We start from the raw sequence: 15,405 nt of genomic DNA, 5'->3' as shown, positions 1-15,405 counted from the left end.
CGTTTTCTGAGATGACCCCATCAACGGCAAGCGGGCCATCTATATGCCGGTCATCAAAAAGGCCGACGCCTCCACCCTGAAAGTGGTGCAGCAGGTGAAGGATAAGCTGCCTACCCTGCGGGCCCTGCTGCCCGAGGACGTAAAGCTCAGCTACGCTTTTGATCAAAGCACCTACGTGGCCAACTCGCTGAAAAGTCTGGTGACGGAGGGCATTCTGGGCGCGGTGCTCACGGGCTTGATGGTGCTCTTGTTCATGCGCGACTGGCGCAGCGTGGTGATTGTGGTGACGACCATTCCGCTGTCGGTCCTGTCGGCAGTGATTCTGCTCAAGCTTTTCGGTCAGACGCTCAACATCATGACCCTCTCGGGGCTGGCCCTAGCCATCGGCGTGCTGGTGGACGAGGCCACGGTGACTATCGAGAACATTCACCAGCACCTGGAGCGGGGCAAGCCCAAGGCCCAGGCCATCTGGGACGCGGCCCGCGAAATTGCCCTACCCAAGCTGCTGATTCTGCTCTGCATCCTGGCCGTCTTTGCGCCCGCCCTCATCATGGAAGGCGTGCCGCGGGCCATGTTCCTGCCCCTGTCGCTGGCCGTGGGCTTTGCCATGGTGGCCTCGTTTCTGCTCTCGCAGACGCTGGTGCCCGTCATGGCTAACTGGCTAATGCGCGACCACGCCCCGGCCGCCGGCCACGGTCACGACGAGCCAGCTGAGCATACCGGGTTCTTCGCCCGCTTCCAGGCCGGCTACCAGCGCCTGCTCACGCGGGCCCAGGGCCGCCAGCGCGGCGTGGTGCTGGGCTACCTGGTTTTATCACTGGTCGTGGTAGGAGTGGGGTTTGCCTTCATCGGCACCGACATCTTTCCGCAGGCTAACAGCGGACAGTTCCAGCTGCGGCTGCGCGAGAAGGTGGGTACCCGCCTGGAGAAAACCGAGCAGACGGTGGCGGCGGTGCAGGCCATCATCAATAAGGAAGTCGGCCCCGACAACGTGGAAATCACCTCCACCTTCGTGGGCACCCAGCCGGCCAGCTTCGCCGTCAACTCGGTTTTCGTCTTCACCACCGGCCCCCACGAGGCGCTGATGCAGGTGGCCCTGAAGGAGGGCGTGCACGTGAACCTGAGCCAACTTAAGGAGCGGCTGCGCCAGTGTATCCACGACGCGCAGCCAGGCTTACAACTAAGCTTCGAGCCGATTGAGCTGGTGGAAAAGGTGATGAGCGACGGGGCGCCCACGCCCATTCAGGTAAACGTGGGGGGCAAAAACCTGAAGGAAGCCGCCGGCCACGCCCGCAAGGTGCTGGCGCAGCTCCGGCAGATTTCTTACCTGCGCGACGTGCAGATTGCCCAGCCCCTGCAGTACCCGGCCCTGCGCATCGACGTGGACCGGGAGCGGGCCGCTCAGTTCGGCCTGACCAGCCAGGAAATCACCCAGTCGGTGGTAGCCGCTACCTCGTCCTCGCGCTTTACGAGCAAAAACCTCTGGCTCGACCCCAAATCCGGCCTGGGCTACCAGGTGCAGGTGCAGCTGCCCGAAGACCAACTCACCCAGCTGCAGGATCTGGAGGCGCTGCCCGTCAAGGCCGGGCAGGCCCGCCCCACCATCGGGGAGGTGGCCACGGTGTCGGCGCGCATGATGCCCGGCCAGATTGACCGCCAGGGGCCTTACCGCCTGGTGAGCATCACGGCTAACGTGCAGGACCGGGACCTGGGCACCGCCGCGCAAGCTGTGCGTAAGGCGCTCAAGCAAGTCGGCGAACCCCCGCGCGGGGTAGTAGCCAACCTGGTGGGCCAGCCCCAGCTGCTGGAAGACACCATGAGCAGCCTGCAGACCGGGCTGGGCATGGCTATCGTGGTGATTTTCCTGCTGCTGGCCGCCAATTTCCAAAGCTTCCGCCTCTCCCTGGTGGTGCTCTCGGTGGTGCCGGCCGTGGTGGCGGGCTCCTTGCTCATGCTGCTGGCCACGGGCGCCACGCTCAACCTGCAGTCCTACATGGGCATGATTATGAGCGTGGGCGTGTCGGTGGCCAATGCCATCCTACTCATCACCAGCGCCGACCACTTGCGCCACGAGCACCGGGACGTGCCCCTGGCCGCCCTTTTGGCCGCCGATACCCGCATCCGGCCCATCCTGATGACCAGCATTGCCATGATTGCCGGCATGTTGCCCATGGCTTCGGGCCTGGGCGAGGGCGGCGACCAGATTGCCCCGCTGGGCCAGGCCGTCATCGGCGGGCTGATTGCCTCCACGCTGGCTTCGCTGCTGGTGCTGCCCCACGTGTTCGGCTGGGCCATGCGCCGGGTGGGCTACGAGTCCAGCTCCCTGCTCCCCGCCCGCACCAGGCAGGCTGCCTAATCTTCTCCTTCTTTCCCTACTGAGTCTCTATGAATGCCTTCCTGAAATTGATTGCCCCTTCACCCCGATATACTTCCCTGCTGGCGGCGGCTCTGCTGCTGAGCGGCGTGCTGGGCAGCTGCTCGTCCGGCGCTTCGGAACCCGCGGCCGAAAAACCCACGCCGGCCGCGCCGGCCACCGTAACTACCTTTCGGCTGACCAACGCCCCGGCCGTGCGCCGGCTGCGGTTGCCCGCCGAGCTCAAACCATTTGAGCAGGTCGACCTTTTCCCCCGCGTGGGCGCTTTCGTGCAGCGGGTGCTGGTGGACCGCGGCTCACGGGTGGCCAAAGGTCAGACCCTGGCTGTGCTCGAAGCCCCGGAACTGGCCGCCCAACTCTCCCGGGCCCGCTCGCGCTGGCAGGCCGCGCAGGCCAAGCTTTCCGGCACCCGGGCCAGCTACGAGCGCCTGCTGCGCACCAGCCAGGAGCCGGGCACCATCTCGCCTAATGACCTGGAGCGCGCCCGCGCCGAGATGCAGGCCGACCAAGCCAATGTGCAGGCTGCGCAGTCTGAGTTGCAGGCTAGCCGGGAGCTCAGCAACTACCTGGTAGTGCGCGCCCCGTTTAGCGGCACCATCACGGCCCGCAACGTGTCGGCCGGGGCCCTGGTGGGACCGGGCGGGGGCCAGCCGTCGGCACCCATGTTCTCGCTGGAAAACAGCCGCACCCTGCGCCTGGAAGTGGCCGTGCCCGAGGCCGCGGCCGGCCAGTGGCTGCAGCCCGGCGCTGCGGTGCCCTTCACGGTGCCGGCCTTTCCCGGCCAGACTTTCACCGGCGTGTTCCGCCGCAACGCCAGCCGCCTGAGCCAGACGGTGCGCTCGGAGCTAGTGGAGATGGACGTGCCCAACCCCGACGGCCGCCTGAAAGCGGGTATGTACGCCCAAGTATTGGTGGCGCTGCCCACCGCTGCGAAAGCCGTTGCCGTGCCAACCTCGGCCGTATTTGCCACCCCGGACGCACCCAAGCAGGCCCAGGTAGTGCGCGTGCAGCAAGGGCGAGCCCAGTGGGTACCCGTGCGCAAAGGCCAACTGCTGAGTCGTGACACGGTGGTGGTGTTCGGGCCACTGGCGCCCGGCGACGAGTTGGTTCGCGAAGCCAGCGAGCAGGTGCCCGACGGCCAGAACGTCAGGATAGCCAAGACCAAGCCCGCCGGGGTTTAATATATGAACGTTTTTTCATTTGTTTGTTGTTGCACGTTTAAATCCTTCGACCATGAATCGTAAAAATCTGCTCCAGTGGCTGCCACTGGCTTTGTTTGCCCTCGTTCTGTTCACTCCGTTGCGCACGCCAGTATTGGGTGCCCTGCAGCGCGGCCTTCTGGCCACGGGCCTGTGGAAACCGGATGTGCCAGTAGCGACTCCGGCCCCGGCCGACGCGCCCATTGTGCCGACGGGTGGCGCTGCGTACCCGCGCAACCTGCCGCTACTCACCCTCGACGGCAAACATGCTAACCTGAGCGACCTGAAGGGCAAAGTTGTGTTCGTGAACCTGTGGGCCAGTTGGTGTCCGCCCTGCGTGGCTGAGATGCCCGGCATTCACGCCCTCTATAAGAAGATGGACCCCAAGAAGGTGGCTTTCGTGATGATTTCGCTCGACGAAAACCCGGCTAAGGCCCAGGCCATGCTCAAGCGCCAGGGCTACACCTTCCCGGTGTACTTTCCCGCCGGCCCCCTCGTACCGCCATTTGATTCTAACTCGATTCCTTCCACCGTCATCCTGGACCCGGACGGCCAAGTAGCCGCTCGCCACGACGGCATGGCCGAGTACGACACGCCCGAGTTCAAGGCTGCGCTGGATAACCTAGCCGCCGGCAGCCACAAGTAAGCAATCCTAGGTGCCGGCCCAGCGGGCCCTGGGCCGGCACCTAATCTTCGTCGTGTTCGGCTTCGGCGGGCTGCACGAAGCCGGGGCGGGCTTCGGGGTGCATGATCTGGCCGCCCAGGTTACCGGTGCGAGCCAGCAAGCCGAAGCTGACTACTGCTCCGGCCAGCGTGAGGTAGGTAAACAGCGGGGCGCGGGCGGTTGTGCGGCGCCGAGCCAGTAGGCTGACTAGGGCCAGCGCGCCGGTGGCTTCCATTACCCAGAGGCTCAACTCGGCGGCTTCTTCGTGCTCGTGAATCAGGGCGTGCGTTACGCCGGGGCGGTCTTCCACCACTTCCTCCGCGCCTTCTCCTGTGAGCTGGGTGGGAATGGTGAGCAGGGCCGCGACGACCAGCGCGACCAGGCCGGCGTTGATCAGCGTTTCCTGCCGTCGTACGACAGCCACCAGCAGCAGCAATAGGCCGAACAAACTGCCGAGGATGGGGGTGTGATTCAGCAGGAGGTGAAGGTGGGCACCATTCATAACAGAGGTTTGGGAGAAAAGGAGGGGAGCAGATGCAGGTTGGATGTTTACGCGGGCGTGACGTTGAAGAAATGGCCGACCACGGCAGTAAGCCCCATGGCCAGTACGCCCCAGAACGTGACACGAGCGGCGGCTTTCAGTACGCTGGAGCCGCCCACGTAGGCCGCCAGCCCGCCTAGGGCCGCTAGAAATGCCAGTGAAGTAATGGACACTGTCCAGGTCAGCTGCTGCACCGGCGACACCAGGATGACCAGTAGCGGCAGGGCCGCCCCTACCGTGAACGTGCCGGCCGAGGCCAGCGCGGCCTGCACGGGGTTCGCGGCGGCCGTTTCGGTGATGCCCAGCTCATCGCGGGCATGGGTGCCGAGCGCGTCGCGGGCCATGAGCTGCTTGGCCACTTCGTCCGCCAAGGATTGGGTCAGGCCCCGCTCCACGTAGATGGCGGCCAACTCGCGGTGCTCCGCCGCTGGGTCAGCGGCCAGTTCGGCCTTTTCCCGCGCCATGTCGGCCTGTTCGGTATCGGCCTGGGAGCTGACGGATACGTACTCGCCCGTGGCCATCGACATGGCTCCCGCTACCAGCCCGGCCACGCCCGCTACTAACACGGCCTCGCGCGAAGCGTTGGCGGCCGCGACGCCCACCACCAAGCTAGCGGTGGAGATGATGCCGTCGTTGGCCCCGAGCACGGCGGCGCGAAGCCAGCCAATGCGGTGGGTGCGGTGATTTTCGTCGTGGCGCATGCAGTAAGGGTGTTTAGGGAATAGGTTAATACGTTGGAATACTGCTCAACTGGTTATACGGCCGAGGTGCGGTGGCAGCTATAACCCAGGTTGTGCAGTAGTGCTACCGGCTCCCACAAGCCGGCCTTCGCAGCTACTAAATCAGCGACGAGCCAGAAATGCGGCCACGCCCAATGCTACGGCCGCCGCCAGCCCAAACGGCAACGCCGGGCCACCCCACTGCCAGAGCAGGCCGGCGCTGGTGCTGGCGCCCAGTGCGGCCAGGCTGCTCAGACCCCCCAGTGTACCCAGGGCAGCGCCGGTATCAGCCGGCGCGCAGAGTGTGCTGACCCAGGCCTTGCTCACGCCCTCAGTGGCGGCCGCATAGAGGCCGTAGAGGGCAAAGAACCCGGCAAAGACCCAAGGTCCTTGCGCCAGGGCTACCCCGCCATATACCACCGCGAAGATTAGTAGGCCCCCCACCAGCAGGCGGCGCGGGCCGAGGCGGTCGGCCAGGTGCCCCAGGGGCCAGGCGCTGAGCACGTAGGTAAAGTTATAGAGTACGTAGAGGCCGATGACGCCGGTAGCCGATACCCCACGCTGGCGGGCCAACAGCAGCAGGAAGGCATCGGCGCTGTTGAAGAGGGCAAACACAAGCAGGGCCCCTACCACCTTGCGGTAGGCGGGCGGGGCCTGTCGCCAGTAGCGAAACGAGGCCCAAAAGGGCATCACCGGCCGGCCGGAAGGCACGGCCCGCCGTTCCCGAAGCGCGAAGGTGATACCAACGGCCAGCGCGCCTGGCAGAAAAGCCCACAAAAACAGCGGGCGGTACTGACCGGGATGCGCGGCCAGCCAGGCCAGCGCGGCCAGGGGACCGAATACGGCCCCGAGCGTATCCATTGAGCGGTGGAACCCGAAGACCTTACCCCGGTCGGCAGGCGTGGTTTCGTCGGAGAGCAGCGCGTCCCGTGCGCCCGTGCGCAAGCCCTTGCCCAGGCGGTCGAGGGTGCGGGCCAGCAATACCCAAAGGGGCGTGGCCAACACCGCCAACATCGGCTTGGAGAAGGCACTCAACCCGTAACCCCACTGTACGAAGGGCACGCGGCGGCCCAGCCGGTCGCTCCACTGGCCGAAGTAGCCCTTGCTCAGGCCGGCCACGGCTTCGGCCAGTCCTTCAAGCAGACCGATGAAAAATACGGAGAAGCCAATGGATTGCAGATACAGCGGCATCACCGGGTAGAGCATCTCACTGGCCAGATCGGTGAAGAGGCTGATGAGCGAGAGCAGCCAAACGGCGCGGGTAAGGTAAGTCATCGGCGTGGGTTACGAATGCAATAGTAACAAAAGGGAAAAAACCAATCACCGTGCCATAAATAAGCTAAAAAAGCATTGATAAATAAGCTAAAAAAGCAACTATAAGAGGTGCATTTGCGTTTAATAAGTATAAGCAACGCACCTAAAACAGCTTGGTAATCATGGTGTCATCGCCCCCTTCCCCTGCTTGTGCGCTCCTGGTTTCCTCAGCCCGCCGGAATCTGCGCGAAGTGCTTAACCATCCAGCCTTTAGCCAGGAGCGCCGCCAGAAGGCCGAGCCGCTGCTCAGTGCCTGCACCGATGCGGCCCAGTTGCTGCGCTGGAAGCTGCTGGCCCTGCAGGAAAGCGAGGCATGGGAAGATGCTCAGCTGGCCCGCGAGGCCGAGGAGCTAGGCCCGGCTGCTCATCCTGATTACCTCTACTAACGCTTTTCTCACCACTTACCCCGCCTTTGGTTTATGAAAAATGCCCCCGCTGCCGCCCCCCGCGCCGATGTGTATGATATCATCACCAACCGGATTATCCTGGCTTTAGAAAGCGGCGTAGCCCCGTGGAAACAGTCGTGGAACGCTGCCCACGGCGCGCCCCGCAACTACCGCAGCAAGCACGTGTATCAGGGCATCAACGCCCTGCTGCTGGCCATGCTCCAGCACGAGCAGCCCTATTACCTAACCTACAACCAGGCCCGCGAGCTGGGCGGCCAGGTGCGCAAGGGCGAAAAAGGAATGCCCGTGGTATTCTTCAAGGTATCGAAGAAAGAGGACGCCCAGGGGAAGGAGAAAAAAGTGGCCATCCTGCAGTATTCCACCGTGTTCAACATTGCCCAGATTGACGGCGTGGAGTGGAAGCTGCCCGAGCCGGTGCAGCGCGAGCATACCCCCCAGCAGGCTGCCGAGCAGATTGTGGCCGGCTACGCCGGTGGCCCCCGCATCTGTTACGCTGGCAGTGAGCCCCACTACCGCACCAGCACCGACACCGTGACTGTGCCCGAGCCGGCGAACTTCCACACGCCCGAGGATTTTTATACTACTCTGTTTCACGAGCTGGCCCATTCCACCGGCCACGCCAAGCGTCTCGACCGGGCCACGCTCACGGAAAAGGCCGCTTTCGGTAGCGAAACCTACGCCAAGGAAGAACTAGTGGCCGAGTTGGGCGCCGCCTTCCTCAGCAACGCCGCCGGCCTGAACCTGGCCGTGACCGAACCCAGCACCGCCGCCTACCTGGCCAACTGGCTGCAGGCCCTGCGCAATGATAAGCGCCTGATTATTTCCGCCGCCAGCCAGGCTCAGAAGGCTGCTAACCACATTCTGGGCATTGTGCCCAGCTACGAGGCCGACAGCGCCGAAGCCCTGCCCGAAGCAGCATAGCGGGGGAGAGGGTACCGGCTGGCAACCGTCAGCCGGTGCCCCGGCGCGCTAACAAAAGGAAAATACCCGGCCCGGAGCCAGCGGCCCCAAGCTCCGCCGTTTCATCAGTCACCACTTACTGCCTCATTATGTCAAGTTCTTCTGCCTCCGCCGCCCGTCAGCCTACCCTTAGCCCTACCGCCTGGACAGGGGAGCCGCAAGCCTGCCCGGCGTGGGTAGGGTTTCCCAGCCTGGCGGGCTTCCCGGCCGGGCTGCAGTGGTCCGGCCGCGGCCAGGTGCCGGCCATCGGTGCCCGCGTATCCATCTACCTGAACGGCTTCGGGCCAGCCGAGGTGAAAGCCTACTTTCACGCTGAAGGCTTTCTGGGCGTGGTGTGTGCCCCCGAGGTACTACCTGCCTGGTTTCAGCGGCAGTGCCCCGGCGTCACGCTGGGCCACTGCTTCGGCCGGGAGTTGGAGCCCTACCAGCCCGCGCCGGCGCCGGTCGTCGGCAGCCCCGAAGACTGGATACCCGACTATCCGCCGCAGGATGAAGAGTAGGCTGGGGCTAAGTGCCGCCCTCGGGCGGCACCGACCAGACGCTCCGGGCCAGGGGCATGGCTTTTTCCCTTTTGTTGCCATTGCGACGAGCCAGCGCGTGGCCCAAGCCACTTAACGTAGGCCCACCATCTTGAGAAACAGCCCGCCCGGGTTCTTATCGGCCTTCACTTTGCCGGTTTTGTGCTTGTAGCAGAAGGAAAAGAGAGCATTTAGCTTCTTGGCGTCCCCGAGAATCTGGCTGACCAGCTTAGGGTCCCGGATTTCCAGCTCTTCCAGGTTCTGCAGGGCCCGGCGCTGCTTTTCTTCCTCAGCCCCATCCTCGAAGGGAATGGGCAGCTGCTGGGGCACCTGGCCGTTGACGAAGAAGCGGATACTGTGGAAGGAGCGCCCCTTCTTAATCAACTCGTAGTTGATGCGCAGGTCGGTGTGCTCGTTGATTTGGGTGGTAGCCACGTCGAGCACGTACTTCTGCAGGGCCGAAATCTTCTCGTACTGCTCCGGCTCGTGGCCCTTAGGGTCCTTGAGCGAGAGCATAACTTTAAACTCGTCCAGGGTGAAGGTTTTCGTTTCCCCGATGTCTTTCCACTGCGAGGCAATCTGGTAGATGCGCTTGGCGTACTTGCTCGATAAACTGAAAACCGACTGCAGGCGGTAGGAAGTGAAGTTGTTTTTCAGGTCAATCAGGTAGCGCCGCATGCGCTCCGAGATTTCCAGTTCAATGATGCCTTCCCCCTTCACGTACAGCGCCGAGGCCAGCAGGCCCACCTGCAGCACGTGCTTGTTATCCTCAATCACGTACTCGCGGCTGCGCAGATTGGAGGTGGCTTCCAGCAGGCGCTGGTAGTTCCAGGAGCGTCCCGTCATCTGCTCCAGCTCCTTTACCCGGATGCGATAGATAGTGCCCGGCTTATCCTCTTTGCGCAGTACCGAGAGCAGCGAGAAGACAATGTCCATCTCGACCGCGCTCATCTCATAGCGGGCGGTGGTAATGGCATTGTGCTGCCGGATCTCGATGCCGGTGGTGGGAGTGCCGGTAGTGGGAGCGGGAGTGCTCATAGGGGAGGGGATAAGTAGCACGTATAGCCAAAGATACGATAGTTGTAGAAATTAAGGTAAGTCTTCCTTCAGCTTCTATCCTTTGGCTTACCATCTCTATCCCTTGCACTTACCATCCCTATCCTTTCACGTACCGATTCTATCCTTTCACGTACCAAAACTATCCTTTCCGCTTACCAACCCTATCCTTTCGCTTACCATTTCTATCCTGGGAGTGGCCTAAAAATCGATGAATCAATATCTTATGGCCCCTGCAAATAGAGTAAATACTTGACAAATAAAAAAAACTCACAAATTTGTTGATGTTCGAAACCGGACAGCTTTTAGAAGGGTACAAAACGTCGGAACGGGACAAGAAAAGCAACAAAAGAAGAGAGTATAAAGCAGCACAAAATGGTTTGTACTTTACCAAGAAAATATGTGCTTTTATTTACTTTATATGCCCTTGCCGGGCCCTGTGCCCATTTTTATACTATCCCAAAAGTAGCTCATACTGCGTTATTTTAGTACCGTCCTGCTCTCAATCTATTACCCCCCAGTTGCGACTGTTTCATCAGCAACTTTTCTGCCTTCCCAGTGAGCCGGAGCGAAGAAAAGCCAAAAGGATAGAAATTATAAGTGGGCCCGGTCACTTCGCGTGAAAGGATAGAAATGGTAAGTCACCCGCACCGGGGTGGCGCCTAAAGGATAGAAATGGTAAGCGATTACAGCCTCTGGGAGCTGTTTTAGAGCGTATCGTGGATGCGGTACGGTCTCGGCGCTGCCGGAGTTGGCTTACAAAATCTATCCTTTGGCCGGTTTCCCATTCCTCTTTGCCCCATTGGTGGTGAATAAACTACTGTAAGCCAGCAAGTAAAAGCTGGTTAAGCCTAATTGTGCGCTGATCCTTGCCGTTGAAACCACTTTGGGCACCTTCCCCTCGTGTACATAAAAGCCCGGGTGCTGACTTACAAAATCTATCCTTTCGCTAACTGATGTCTACCTGGTAACTGGGACGGCAACGCTACCATTAGATGATAGCTAAACGAGCGGGTCATGAACATGGTAAATTAGCACAAGCGCCTTGCTATGCGGCAAACTATTCGGCCTGGGTTTAACCCAGAAGGTAGCCAAAGCACAGTTCCAGGGTTTGCATGAGTAAGCTTACATCAATGAATAAAGAAGTTGCTTTTTGGGGACTTTACCTGATGCAGGCTTGCGTGATCAAGCAGTCCAGCCATCAGCCTGTGGACGGGCCATATGAAATAACTTTTGCTACCCGCCACTATGATTATGGGTGGAAATACTATGACCGCGATTCAGTGAAATTTTCAAGACCCATGCGTTACGTAGTTGGATCTTACCCAATAGTGTATCGCCTGAATACGCAGGAACTGGTAATCTACACAACGCCCCAGGGGCCTGACGCTAGGCCTGAAGTGGCGTTTCGTCAACAACATGATAAACGCACTGCCGCCCGTTTATTCGCCTCATTCAAGCAAGTCAATCTTGACTCACTTGTGCGGCAAACGGACGATATGTTTTCAGATGATGGGTTTAGCATAGATGAAAGTGTGACGAAGGAAGGGCAAAACCGCCGTTTTAGGTGGAGCAATGTGTACTTGCCTTCATTGTTCCAATTGCTTTCAACGACTAACCACCTATCTCCGGAAAGGCTGAAAATCTATTCAGATGCGGAAGAGTCAAACATTATCCGCCAACTGCAACAGGCTTCCCCAAGACCACACTAGCCGTAAGCAACGGGCCTGCGTACTATTACCGGTTTAGTACGCTTCCTTTACGGCATGAAAGCTCCGAAAGCAACTCCACCCCGCGTTCCCGTGCTGCCGCTGGAGCGCGAGCAGCTGCCCGTTGTTCCCATTGCCTGCAGCACCCTGGCCGAGCTGATTCACTCGCTGGGCACCCGCAAGGAGGTGGCCGAGGCCTGGAAAGTAGTGCCCCGCACCCTGGCCCTGCGGATGCAGCGGCCCGAAACCGCTACTCTGGAAGAGCTGCAGCGCCTGGCCGTGCTCGCCCGGCTCGACCTGCCCACCGTATTCGAGCTGGCGTACTACCAGATGCAGCATCCCGTGGCCGTCCCGGCGCCGCAACTGGGACGCCCCAAGCAACAGCACTAAGGCGCGACCTGGCGCTTGGCGACACTGCCGGCGGACGCGCGGGGAACCGTTCGCGTAGGCAGAATGCATTTCACGGCTACCTTTTTACCATTCGTCCTTTTTTCGACCGGCGCTGTTCATCTGCAGATAATTTCGTGGTAGCCACCCGGTTCCCCGGATGCCGGGGTGCCGGCCACGTTCCGCGACCAGCTCAATTTCCTGACCGCTCAGCAGTAAAGCCACCCTGATCTTTTTCCCTTTTGTGGCCGATACCACCACCGAAATGCGCTTTCTGCCAGTTTAAGGAGCCTTTCAGGGGGTAAATGCGTTGTATTACCTGAACCATTAGCCTTGACCGATGACTCAGTCCATCACCTTTTCCGAGCGGGAGGCGACCCCCGCCCAGCGGCAGGAACTCATCGATAAAGCCCGCGCCTGGAGTGTCGCCCAGGGGGCCGTACCCGGCCCGGCCGCTGAGGCGGTGTACGCCCGGTACGTGGCGGGCGAGTTAACGCTGCAGGGCGTCACCGACGAGCTGAAAAGCTTCTATGCGGGCCACACCGAGGCTCTTAAAGACGCAACAGCCATGCGCCCGGAGCAACCGCTGCTGGACTAACGCTCCCGCTCCATACAGCCCGTCTGGTCTTCGGTCGGACGGGTTTTTTATCACCAACCTTCTTGCCGTGGCAATTCAGGATGGATTTTACGACCCAGCCCACCAGGTCATCTACAACCGGTTGGGCATCACCAACCAGGACCAGTTGCGCGAAGCGGAAGGAGCCTTGTCCATTCCCGCACTGCTGCGCATCGTGGTGGGGGCTGTGGACCTACCGGGGCAGTTTGACGCTGCGCACCTGAAGCGCATTCACCGGGAGCTGTTTCAGGACGTGTACCAGTGGGCGGGGCAAACCCGTGCCCAGGGTCCAAACGGCCCGTTTCAGGGGCAAAAGCTGGCCTACGTGCTCAATGCTCAGGGGGATATGATGCGCTACGCGCCCTACCAGCAGCTGGACCAGCGCCTGGATGCTATCGGCGCCCAGCTGCAGCTGGAAAACAACCTGCGCGGCCTGACACCGGAGCAGTTTGCCCGGCGGGCGGCCTATTATTTTGACCAGTACAACCACGCGCACGCTTTTCGGGAAGGCAACGGGCGCACCATCCAGAGCGTGATGACCTTACTGGGCCGGCAGGCCGGCTACCAGGTCGAACTAAGCCCGGAAGCCGCCATTCACCTCAACAATGCCCGCGACCTGGCCATCATCCGGCCCTACGGGCCAGTCCAGCCGGAGAAGAACCTGGAGCCCCTGGTCTTGCTGCTGCGGGCGGCCAGCACGCCGATCGCCGGCGCGGAGGCCGCCCGGCTGCGCGAGGCAAGCCAGGCCCGGCCAGTAGCGGATCCTACGCCCGATATGCAGCGCATGGAAGCCCAGCGGGTACTGCAGGCCAGCGCCTACATTATCGGGGAGGCCTTGCGCGATATTGACCGGGGCGATACCACCAGGGGCAACCGGCTACTGCAACAAATGACGCTGGTGCTGCTCGAGCCGACCACGGCCGGGCAGTACTGCCGGAGTATACAGCAGGCGGCGCTGGAAGTAGCCAAGCACCCGGTGCTGCGGCAGGAAGGCCCACTCCTGCAGCACGCCGGGTGGCTGGCGGAAAGCGTGCAGCAGCTGGTGCACTTGGCCCCGCCCATCCAGGCAGCTGCCATCCAGCACCAGCGCTCGGCTCCTAAACCAGTCCCGAAGCGGCCAGTACCAAGACGCTAGCAAATCCTGGCTGCCGGCTAGCCCACGAGCAGAAAATCCTCCAGCCGGGTGGTGTACTGCGGCGTGCGCCACTGGGCCTGCCCTTCCCAGGGGGCCCGGGACTGGCCCGGGGGCAGCACCAGCGAAGCCAGCTGCACGGTGCCTTTGCCAAAGCGGCGGTTCAGCGCGTCCAGCTCGGCCATGAGCTTGGTTCGCTTCTCCGATACGGGGGGAGCCTCAAACAGCGAGAGCTGGGTTTGCCCCGCCGGCTCCAGTCCGTCCAGCATGACGCCGGCCTTGGTATACCGGTTGCCCGGCTGCCAGAGGCGCTTGAGCGCGGCCCGGGCAAAGCGGACCAGCTCTACCGTGTCGCTGGTGGCCACCGGCAGCGTGAGCACCACGGAGCAGGAGTAGGGCGGAGGCTCCAGCCCGTAGCGGCTCTTGCTCAGGAACACGGTCAGCAGGTGGGCCGCGTCGCCCTGCCGCCGCAGCTTTTCTCCCGCCCGGCAGGCGAACGCGCTCACCGCTCCCACAATATCCGAAAAGCCGGTTAATGGCCGGCCAAACGTGCGCGATACGCACAGGCTGCGTCGGGCCCGGGTTCCGTCCTCACTCGGGGCCAGCCCCTGGCAGGGATAGCCGTTGAGCTCCCGAACCAGCCGGGCCCCTACCACGCCCCCCAGGTGCTTGCGGGCATACGCTTCCGAGCAGCTGGCCAGCTCCCCGGCCGTGCGGATGCCGGCCGCGTAGAGCTTCTGGGCGTACTGGTGCCCAATGCCCCAGACATCCTCCACCGCTACCTGCTCCAGGGCCCCGCGGCGGCGCTCTGCCGTATCGAGGTAACAAACGCCGCCCAGGGCCGGATTCTGCTTGGCCAGGCGGTTGGCCAGCTTGGCCAGGGTCTTGGTGGGGGCGATGCCGACGCAGGTCGGTATACCCGTGCGCGCCAGCACATTGGCTCGGATGGTGCGGGCCAGCTCCTCCAGGCTCGGGGCCACGAAGCGCTCCATCCCGTGCAGATCGAGAAAGGCCTCGTCGATGGAGTACACCTCCACGGCCGGTACGACCTGGCTCAGATACCACATCACCCGGCGGGACATATCCCCGTAGAGGGCGTAGTTGCTGGAAAAGACGGCTACCTGGTGCTGCTCGAGCAGGGGCTTGACCTGGAAGTACGGGTCGCCCATCCGCAGGCCCAGGGCCTTGGCCTCCGGGCTACGCGAGATCAGGCACCCGTCGTTGTTGGAAAGCACCACGACCGGCCGGCCCTCCAGCCGGGGCTGAAAAACCCGCTCGCAACTGACGTAGAAGTTGTTACAGTCCACTAAGGCGTACATAGCTAATCGCGGGTGCGCAGCAGGGCCGTGAGTTTGCCCGGCACAAGCTCGTGGAGCACGTGGGTGACCACGCCCCAGATGCGCACGTCCCCCGCGTCGCGAATCTCCCAGGGCTGATAGTCGGGGTTTTCCGGCTTGAGCCACCAGGCTCCGTCCTCGCAGACCAGGCGCTTGACAGTGCATTCCCCGTCCACGACGGCCACCACGATATGGTTGTGATCGGCTTCCAGCTGTTTATCCACGGCCAGCAGGTCGCCCTCGTGAATTTCAGCATTTTTCATGCTTTCCCCGCTGACCCGTACCAGGTAAGTGGCGTCCGGATGGCGCAGCAGCAGGCGGTTTAAATCAAACACCTCGTCGGTGTAATCGGAGGCCGGGGAGGGAAAGCCGGCCGGGACCAGGCAGCTGAACAGGGGCAGTAAAAAGGCTAGGGAAGAGTCCGGGACGGGTAATAAGTCAAGGTTGCGCATAGGAGGCAAAGCGGGGCAGA

The 15,405-nt window shown here is 62.0% G+C and carries 16 protein-coding genes; 10 read left to right on the top strand and 6 right to left on the bottom strand.

The window, feature by feature from the left end; all coding sequences use genetic code 11:
- The first annotated feature begins 19 nt into the window (after positions 1–19).
- Genes ACN19L_RS23260 through ACN19L_RS23250 form a run of 3 tightly spaced genes read left to right on the top strand, consistent with a single transcriptional unit; the run spans position 20 to position 4,219 of the window.
- Positions 20–2,356: an efflux RND transporter permease subunit gene (locus tag ACN19L_RS23260; protein ID WP_426493610.1), complete on the top strand. Its 2,337-nt coding sequence runs from the start codon at positions 20–22 to the stop codon at positions 2,354–2,356.
- Positions 2,357–2,385: 29 nt separating this feature from the next.
- Positions 2,386–3,555, top strand: a complete 1,170-nt coding sequence (locus ACN19L_RS23255) for an efflux RND transporter periplasmic adaptor subunit (RefSeq protein WP_426491315.1) — start codon at positions 2,386–2,388, stop codon at positions 3,553–3,555.
- Positions 3,556–3,607: 52 nt separating this feature from the next.
- Positions 3,608–4,219: a TlpA family protein disulfide reductase gene (locus ACN19L_RS23250; protein WP_426491314.1), complete on the top strand. Its 612-nt coding sequence runs from the start codon at positions 3,608–3,610 to the stop codon at positions 4,217–4,219.
- Positions 4,220–4,259: 40 nt separating this feature from the next.
- Here the strand turns inward: ACN19L_RS23250 and ACN19L_RS23245 are convergent, their stop codons facing one another.
- The 3 genes from ACN19L_RS23245 to ACN19L_RS23235 form a co-directional block, all read right to left on the bottom strand.
- On the bottom strand, positions 4,260–4,739 hold the full coding sequence (locus tag ACN19L_RS23245) for a hypothetical protein (protein ID WP_183405527.1): 480 nt from the start codon (positions 4,737–4,739) through the stop codon (positions 4,260–4,262).
- Positions 4,740–4,786: 47 nt separating this feature from the next.
- Positions 4,787–5,479, bottom strand: a complete 693-nt coding sequence (locus tag ACN19L_RS23240; RefSeq protein ID WP_183405526.1) for a VIT1/CCC1 transporter family protein — start codon at positions 5,477–5,479, stop codon at positions 4,787–4,789.
- 141 nt (positions 5,480–5,620) lie between these two features.
- The gene (locus tag ACN19L_RS23235; RefSeq protein WP_426491313.1) at positions 5,621–6,772 is read right to left on the bottom strand and encodes an MFS transporter; all 1,152 of its coding nucleotides are present in this window, start codon (positions 6,770–6,772) and stop codon (positions 5,621–5,623) included.
- Positions 6,773–7,002: 230 nt separating this feature from the next.
- Here ACN19L_RS23235 and ACN19L_RS23230 point away from each other — a divergent pair, with 230 nt between their 5' ends.
- From ACN19L_RS23230 to ACN19L_RS23220, 3 genes are all read left to right on the top strand, one after another.
- Positions 7,003–7,197, top strand: a complete 195-nt coding sequence (locus ACN19L_RS23230) for a hypothetical protein (protein WP_426491312.1) — start codon at positions 7,003–7,005, stop codon at positions 7,195–7,197.
- A 33-nt stretch (positions 7,198–7,230) separates the two neighbouring features.
- Entirely contained in the window at positions 7,231–8,139 is a 909-nt protein-coding gene (locus ACN19L_RS23225; RefSeq protein ID WP_426491311.1) for an ArdC family protein, read from the top strand.
- A gap of 128 nt (positions 8,140–8,267) precedes the next feature.
- A complete protein-coding gene (locus ACN19L_RS23220) occupies positions 8,268–8,678 on the top strand; it encodes a hypothetical protein (RefSeq protein WP_426491310.1) in 411 nt (136 codons plus the stop codon).
- A 111-nt stretch (positions 8,679–8,789) separates the two neighbouring features.
- Here ACN19L_RS23220 and ACN19L_RS23215 read toward each other — a convergent pair whose 3' ends face one another.
- Positions 8,790–9,734, bottom strand: coding sequence for a replication initiation protein (locus ACN19L_RS23215; protein WP_426491309.1), 945 nt, complete (start codon positions 9,732–9,734; stop codon positions 8,790–8,792).
- A 1,151-nt stretch (positions 9,735–10,885) separates the two neighbouring features.
- Between ACN19L_RS23215 and ACN19L_RS23210 the strand changes: the two genes are divergently transcribed.
- From ACN19L_RS23210 to ACN19L_RS23195, 4 genes are all read left to right on the top strand, one after another.
- Entirely contained in the window at positions 10,886–11,464 is a 579-nt protein-coding gene (locus tag ACN19L_RS23210; protein ID WP_426491308.1) for a hypothetical protein, read from the top strand.
- A gap of 54 nt (positions 11,465–11,518) precedes the next feature.
- A complete protein-coding gene (locus ACN19L_RS23205; RefSeq protein WP_426491307.1) occupies positions 11,519–11,851 on the top strand; it encodes a hypothetical protein in 333 nt (110 codons plus the stop codon).
- Positions 11,852–12,188: 337 nt separating this feature from the next.
- The gene (locus ACN19L_RS23200) at positions 12,189–12,446 is read left to right on the top strand and encodes an antitoxin VbhA family protein (protein WP_426491306.1); all 258 of its coding nucleotides are present in this window, start codon (positions 12,189–12,191) and stop codon (positions 12,444–12,446) included.
- Positions 12,447–12,513: 67 nt separating this feature from the next.
- A complete protein-coding gene (locus tag ACN19L_RS23195) occupies positions 12,514–13,599 on the top strand; it encodes a Fic/DOC family protein (protein WP_426491305.1) in 1,086 nt (361 codons plus the stop codon).
- Positions 13,600–13,616: 17 nt separating this feature from the next.
- On the opposite strand, the gene ACN19L_RS23190 is transcribed toward ACN19L_RS23195, so the two are convergent.
- Together ACN19L_RS23190 and ACN19L_RS23185 are read right to left on the bottom strand one after the other, a co-directional pair.
- On the bottom strand, positions 13,617–14,915 hold the full coding sequence (locus tag ACN19L_RS23190; RefSeq protein WP_426491304.1) for a Y-family DNA polymerase: 1,299 nt from the start codon (positions 14,913–14,915) through the stop codon (positions 13,617–13,619).
- Between the two features lie 2 nt (positions 14,916–14,917).
- A complete protein-coding gene (locus ACN19L_RS23185) occupies positions 14,918–15,385 on the bottom strand; it encodes a LexA family protein (RefSeq protein WP_426491303.1) in 468 nt (155 codons plus the stop codon).
- Positions 15,386–15,405: the final 20 nt, after the last annotated feature.

The organism is Hymenobacter sp. 102 (assembly GCF_049949205.1).
GTDB lineage: Bacteria > Bacteroidota > Bacteroidia > Cytophagales > Hymenobacteraceae > Hymenobacter.
The sequence above is the reverse complement of the archived record's forward strand: the minus strand, read 5'-3'. Positions and strand labels throughout refer to the sequence as shown.

What these genes read in the sequence shown, in the direction of transcription:
- ACN19L_RS23255 (WP_426491315.1), top strand. Translation starts at nt 2,386, where the DNA reads ATGAATGCCTTCCTGAAATTGATTGCCCCTTCACCCCGATATACTTCC.
- ACN19L_RS23250 (WP_426491314.1), top strand. Translation starts at nt 3,608, where the DNA reads ATGAATCGTAAAAATCTGCTCCAGTGGCTGCCACTGGCTTTGTTTGCC.
- ACN19L_RS23245 (WP_183405527.1), bottom strand. Translation starts at nt 4,739, where the DNA reads ATGAATGGTGCCCACCTTCACCTCCTGCTGAATCACACCCCCATCCTC.
- ACN19L_RS23240 (WP_183405526.1), bottom strand. Translation starts at nt 5,479, where the DNA reads ATGCGCCACGACGAAAATCACCGCACCCACCGCATTGGCTGGCTTCGC.
- ACN19L_RS23235 (WP_426491313.1), bottom strand. Translation starts at nt 6,772, where the DNA reads ATGACTTACCTTACCCGCGCCGTTTGGCTGCTCTCGCTCATCAGCCTC.
- ACN19L_RS23225 (WP_426491311.1), top strand. Translation starts at nt 7,231, where the DNA reads ATGAAAAATGCCCCCGCTGCCGCCCCCCGCGCCGATGTGTATGATATC.
- ACN19L_RS23220 (WP_426491310.1), top strand. Translation starts at nt 8,268, where the DNA reads ATGTCAAGTTCTTCTGCCTCCGCCGCCCGTCAGCCTACCCTTAGCCCT.
- ACN19L_RS23215 (WP_426491309.1), bottom strand. Translation starts at nt 9,734, where the DNA reads ATGAGCACTCCCGCTCCCACTACCGGCACTCCCACCACCGGCATCGAG.
- ACN19L_RS23210 (WP_426491308.1), top strand. Translation starts at nt 10,886, where the DNA reads ATGAATAAAGAAGTTGCTTTTTGGGGACTTTACCTGATGCAGGCTTGC.
- ACN19L_RS23205 (WP_426491307.1), top strand. Translation starts at nt 11,519, where the DNA reads ATGAAAGCTCCGAAAGCAACTCCACCCCGCGTTCCCGTGCTGCCGCTG.
- ACN19L_RS23200 (WP_426491306.1), top strand. Translation starts at nt 12,189, where the DNA reads ATGACTCAGTCCATCACCTTTTCCGAGCGGGAGGCGACCCCCGCCCAG.
- ACN19L_RS23190 (WP_426491304.1), bottom strand. Translation starts at nt 14,915, where the DNA reads ATGTACGCCTTAGTGGACTGTAACAACTTCTACGTCAGTTGCGAGCGG.
- ACN19L_RS23185 (WP_426491303.1), bottom strand. Translation starts at nt 15,385, where the DNA reads ATGCGCAACCTTGACTTATTACCCGTCCCGGACTCTTCCCTAGCCTTT.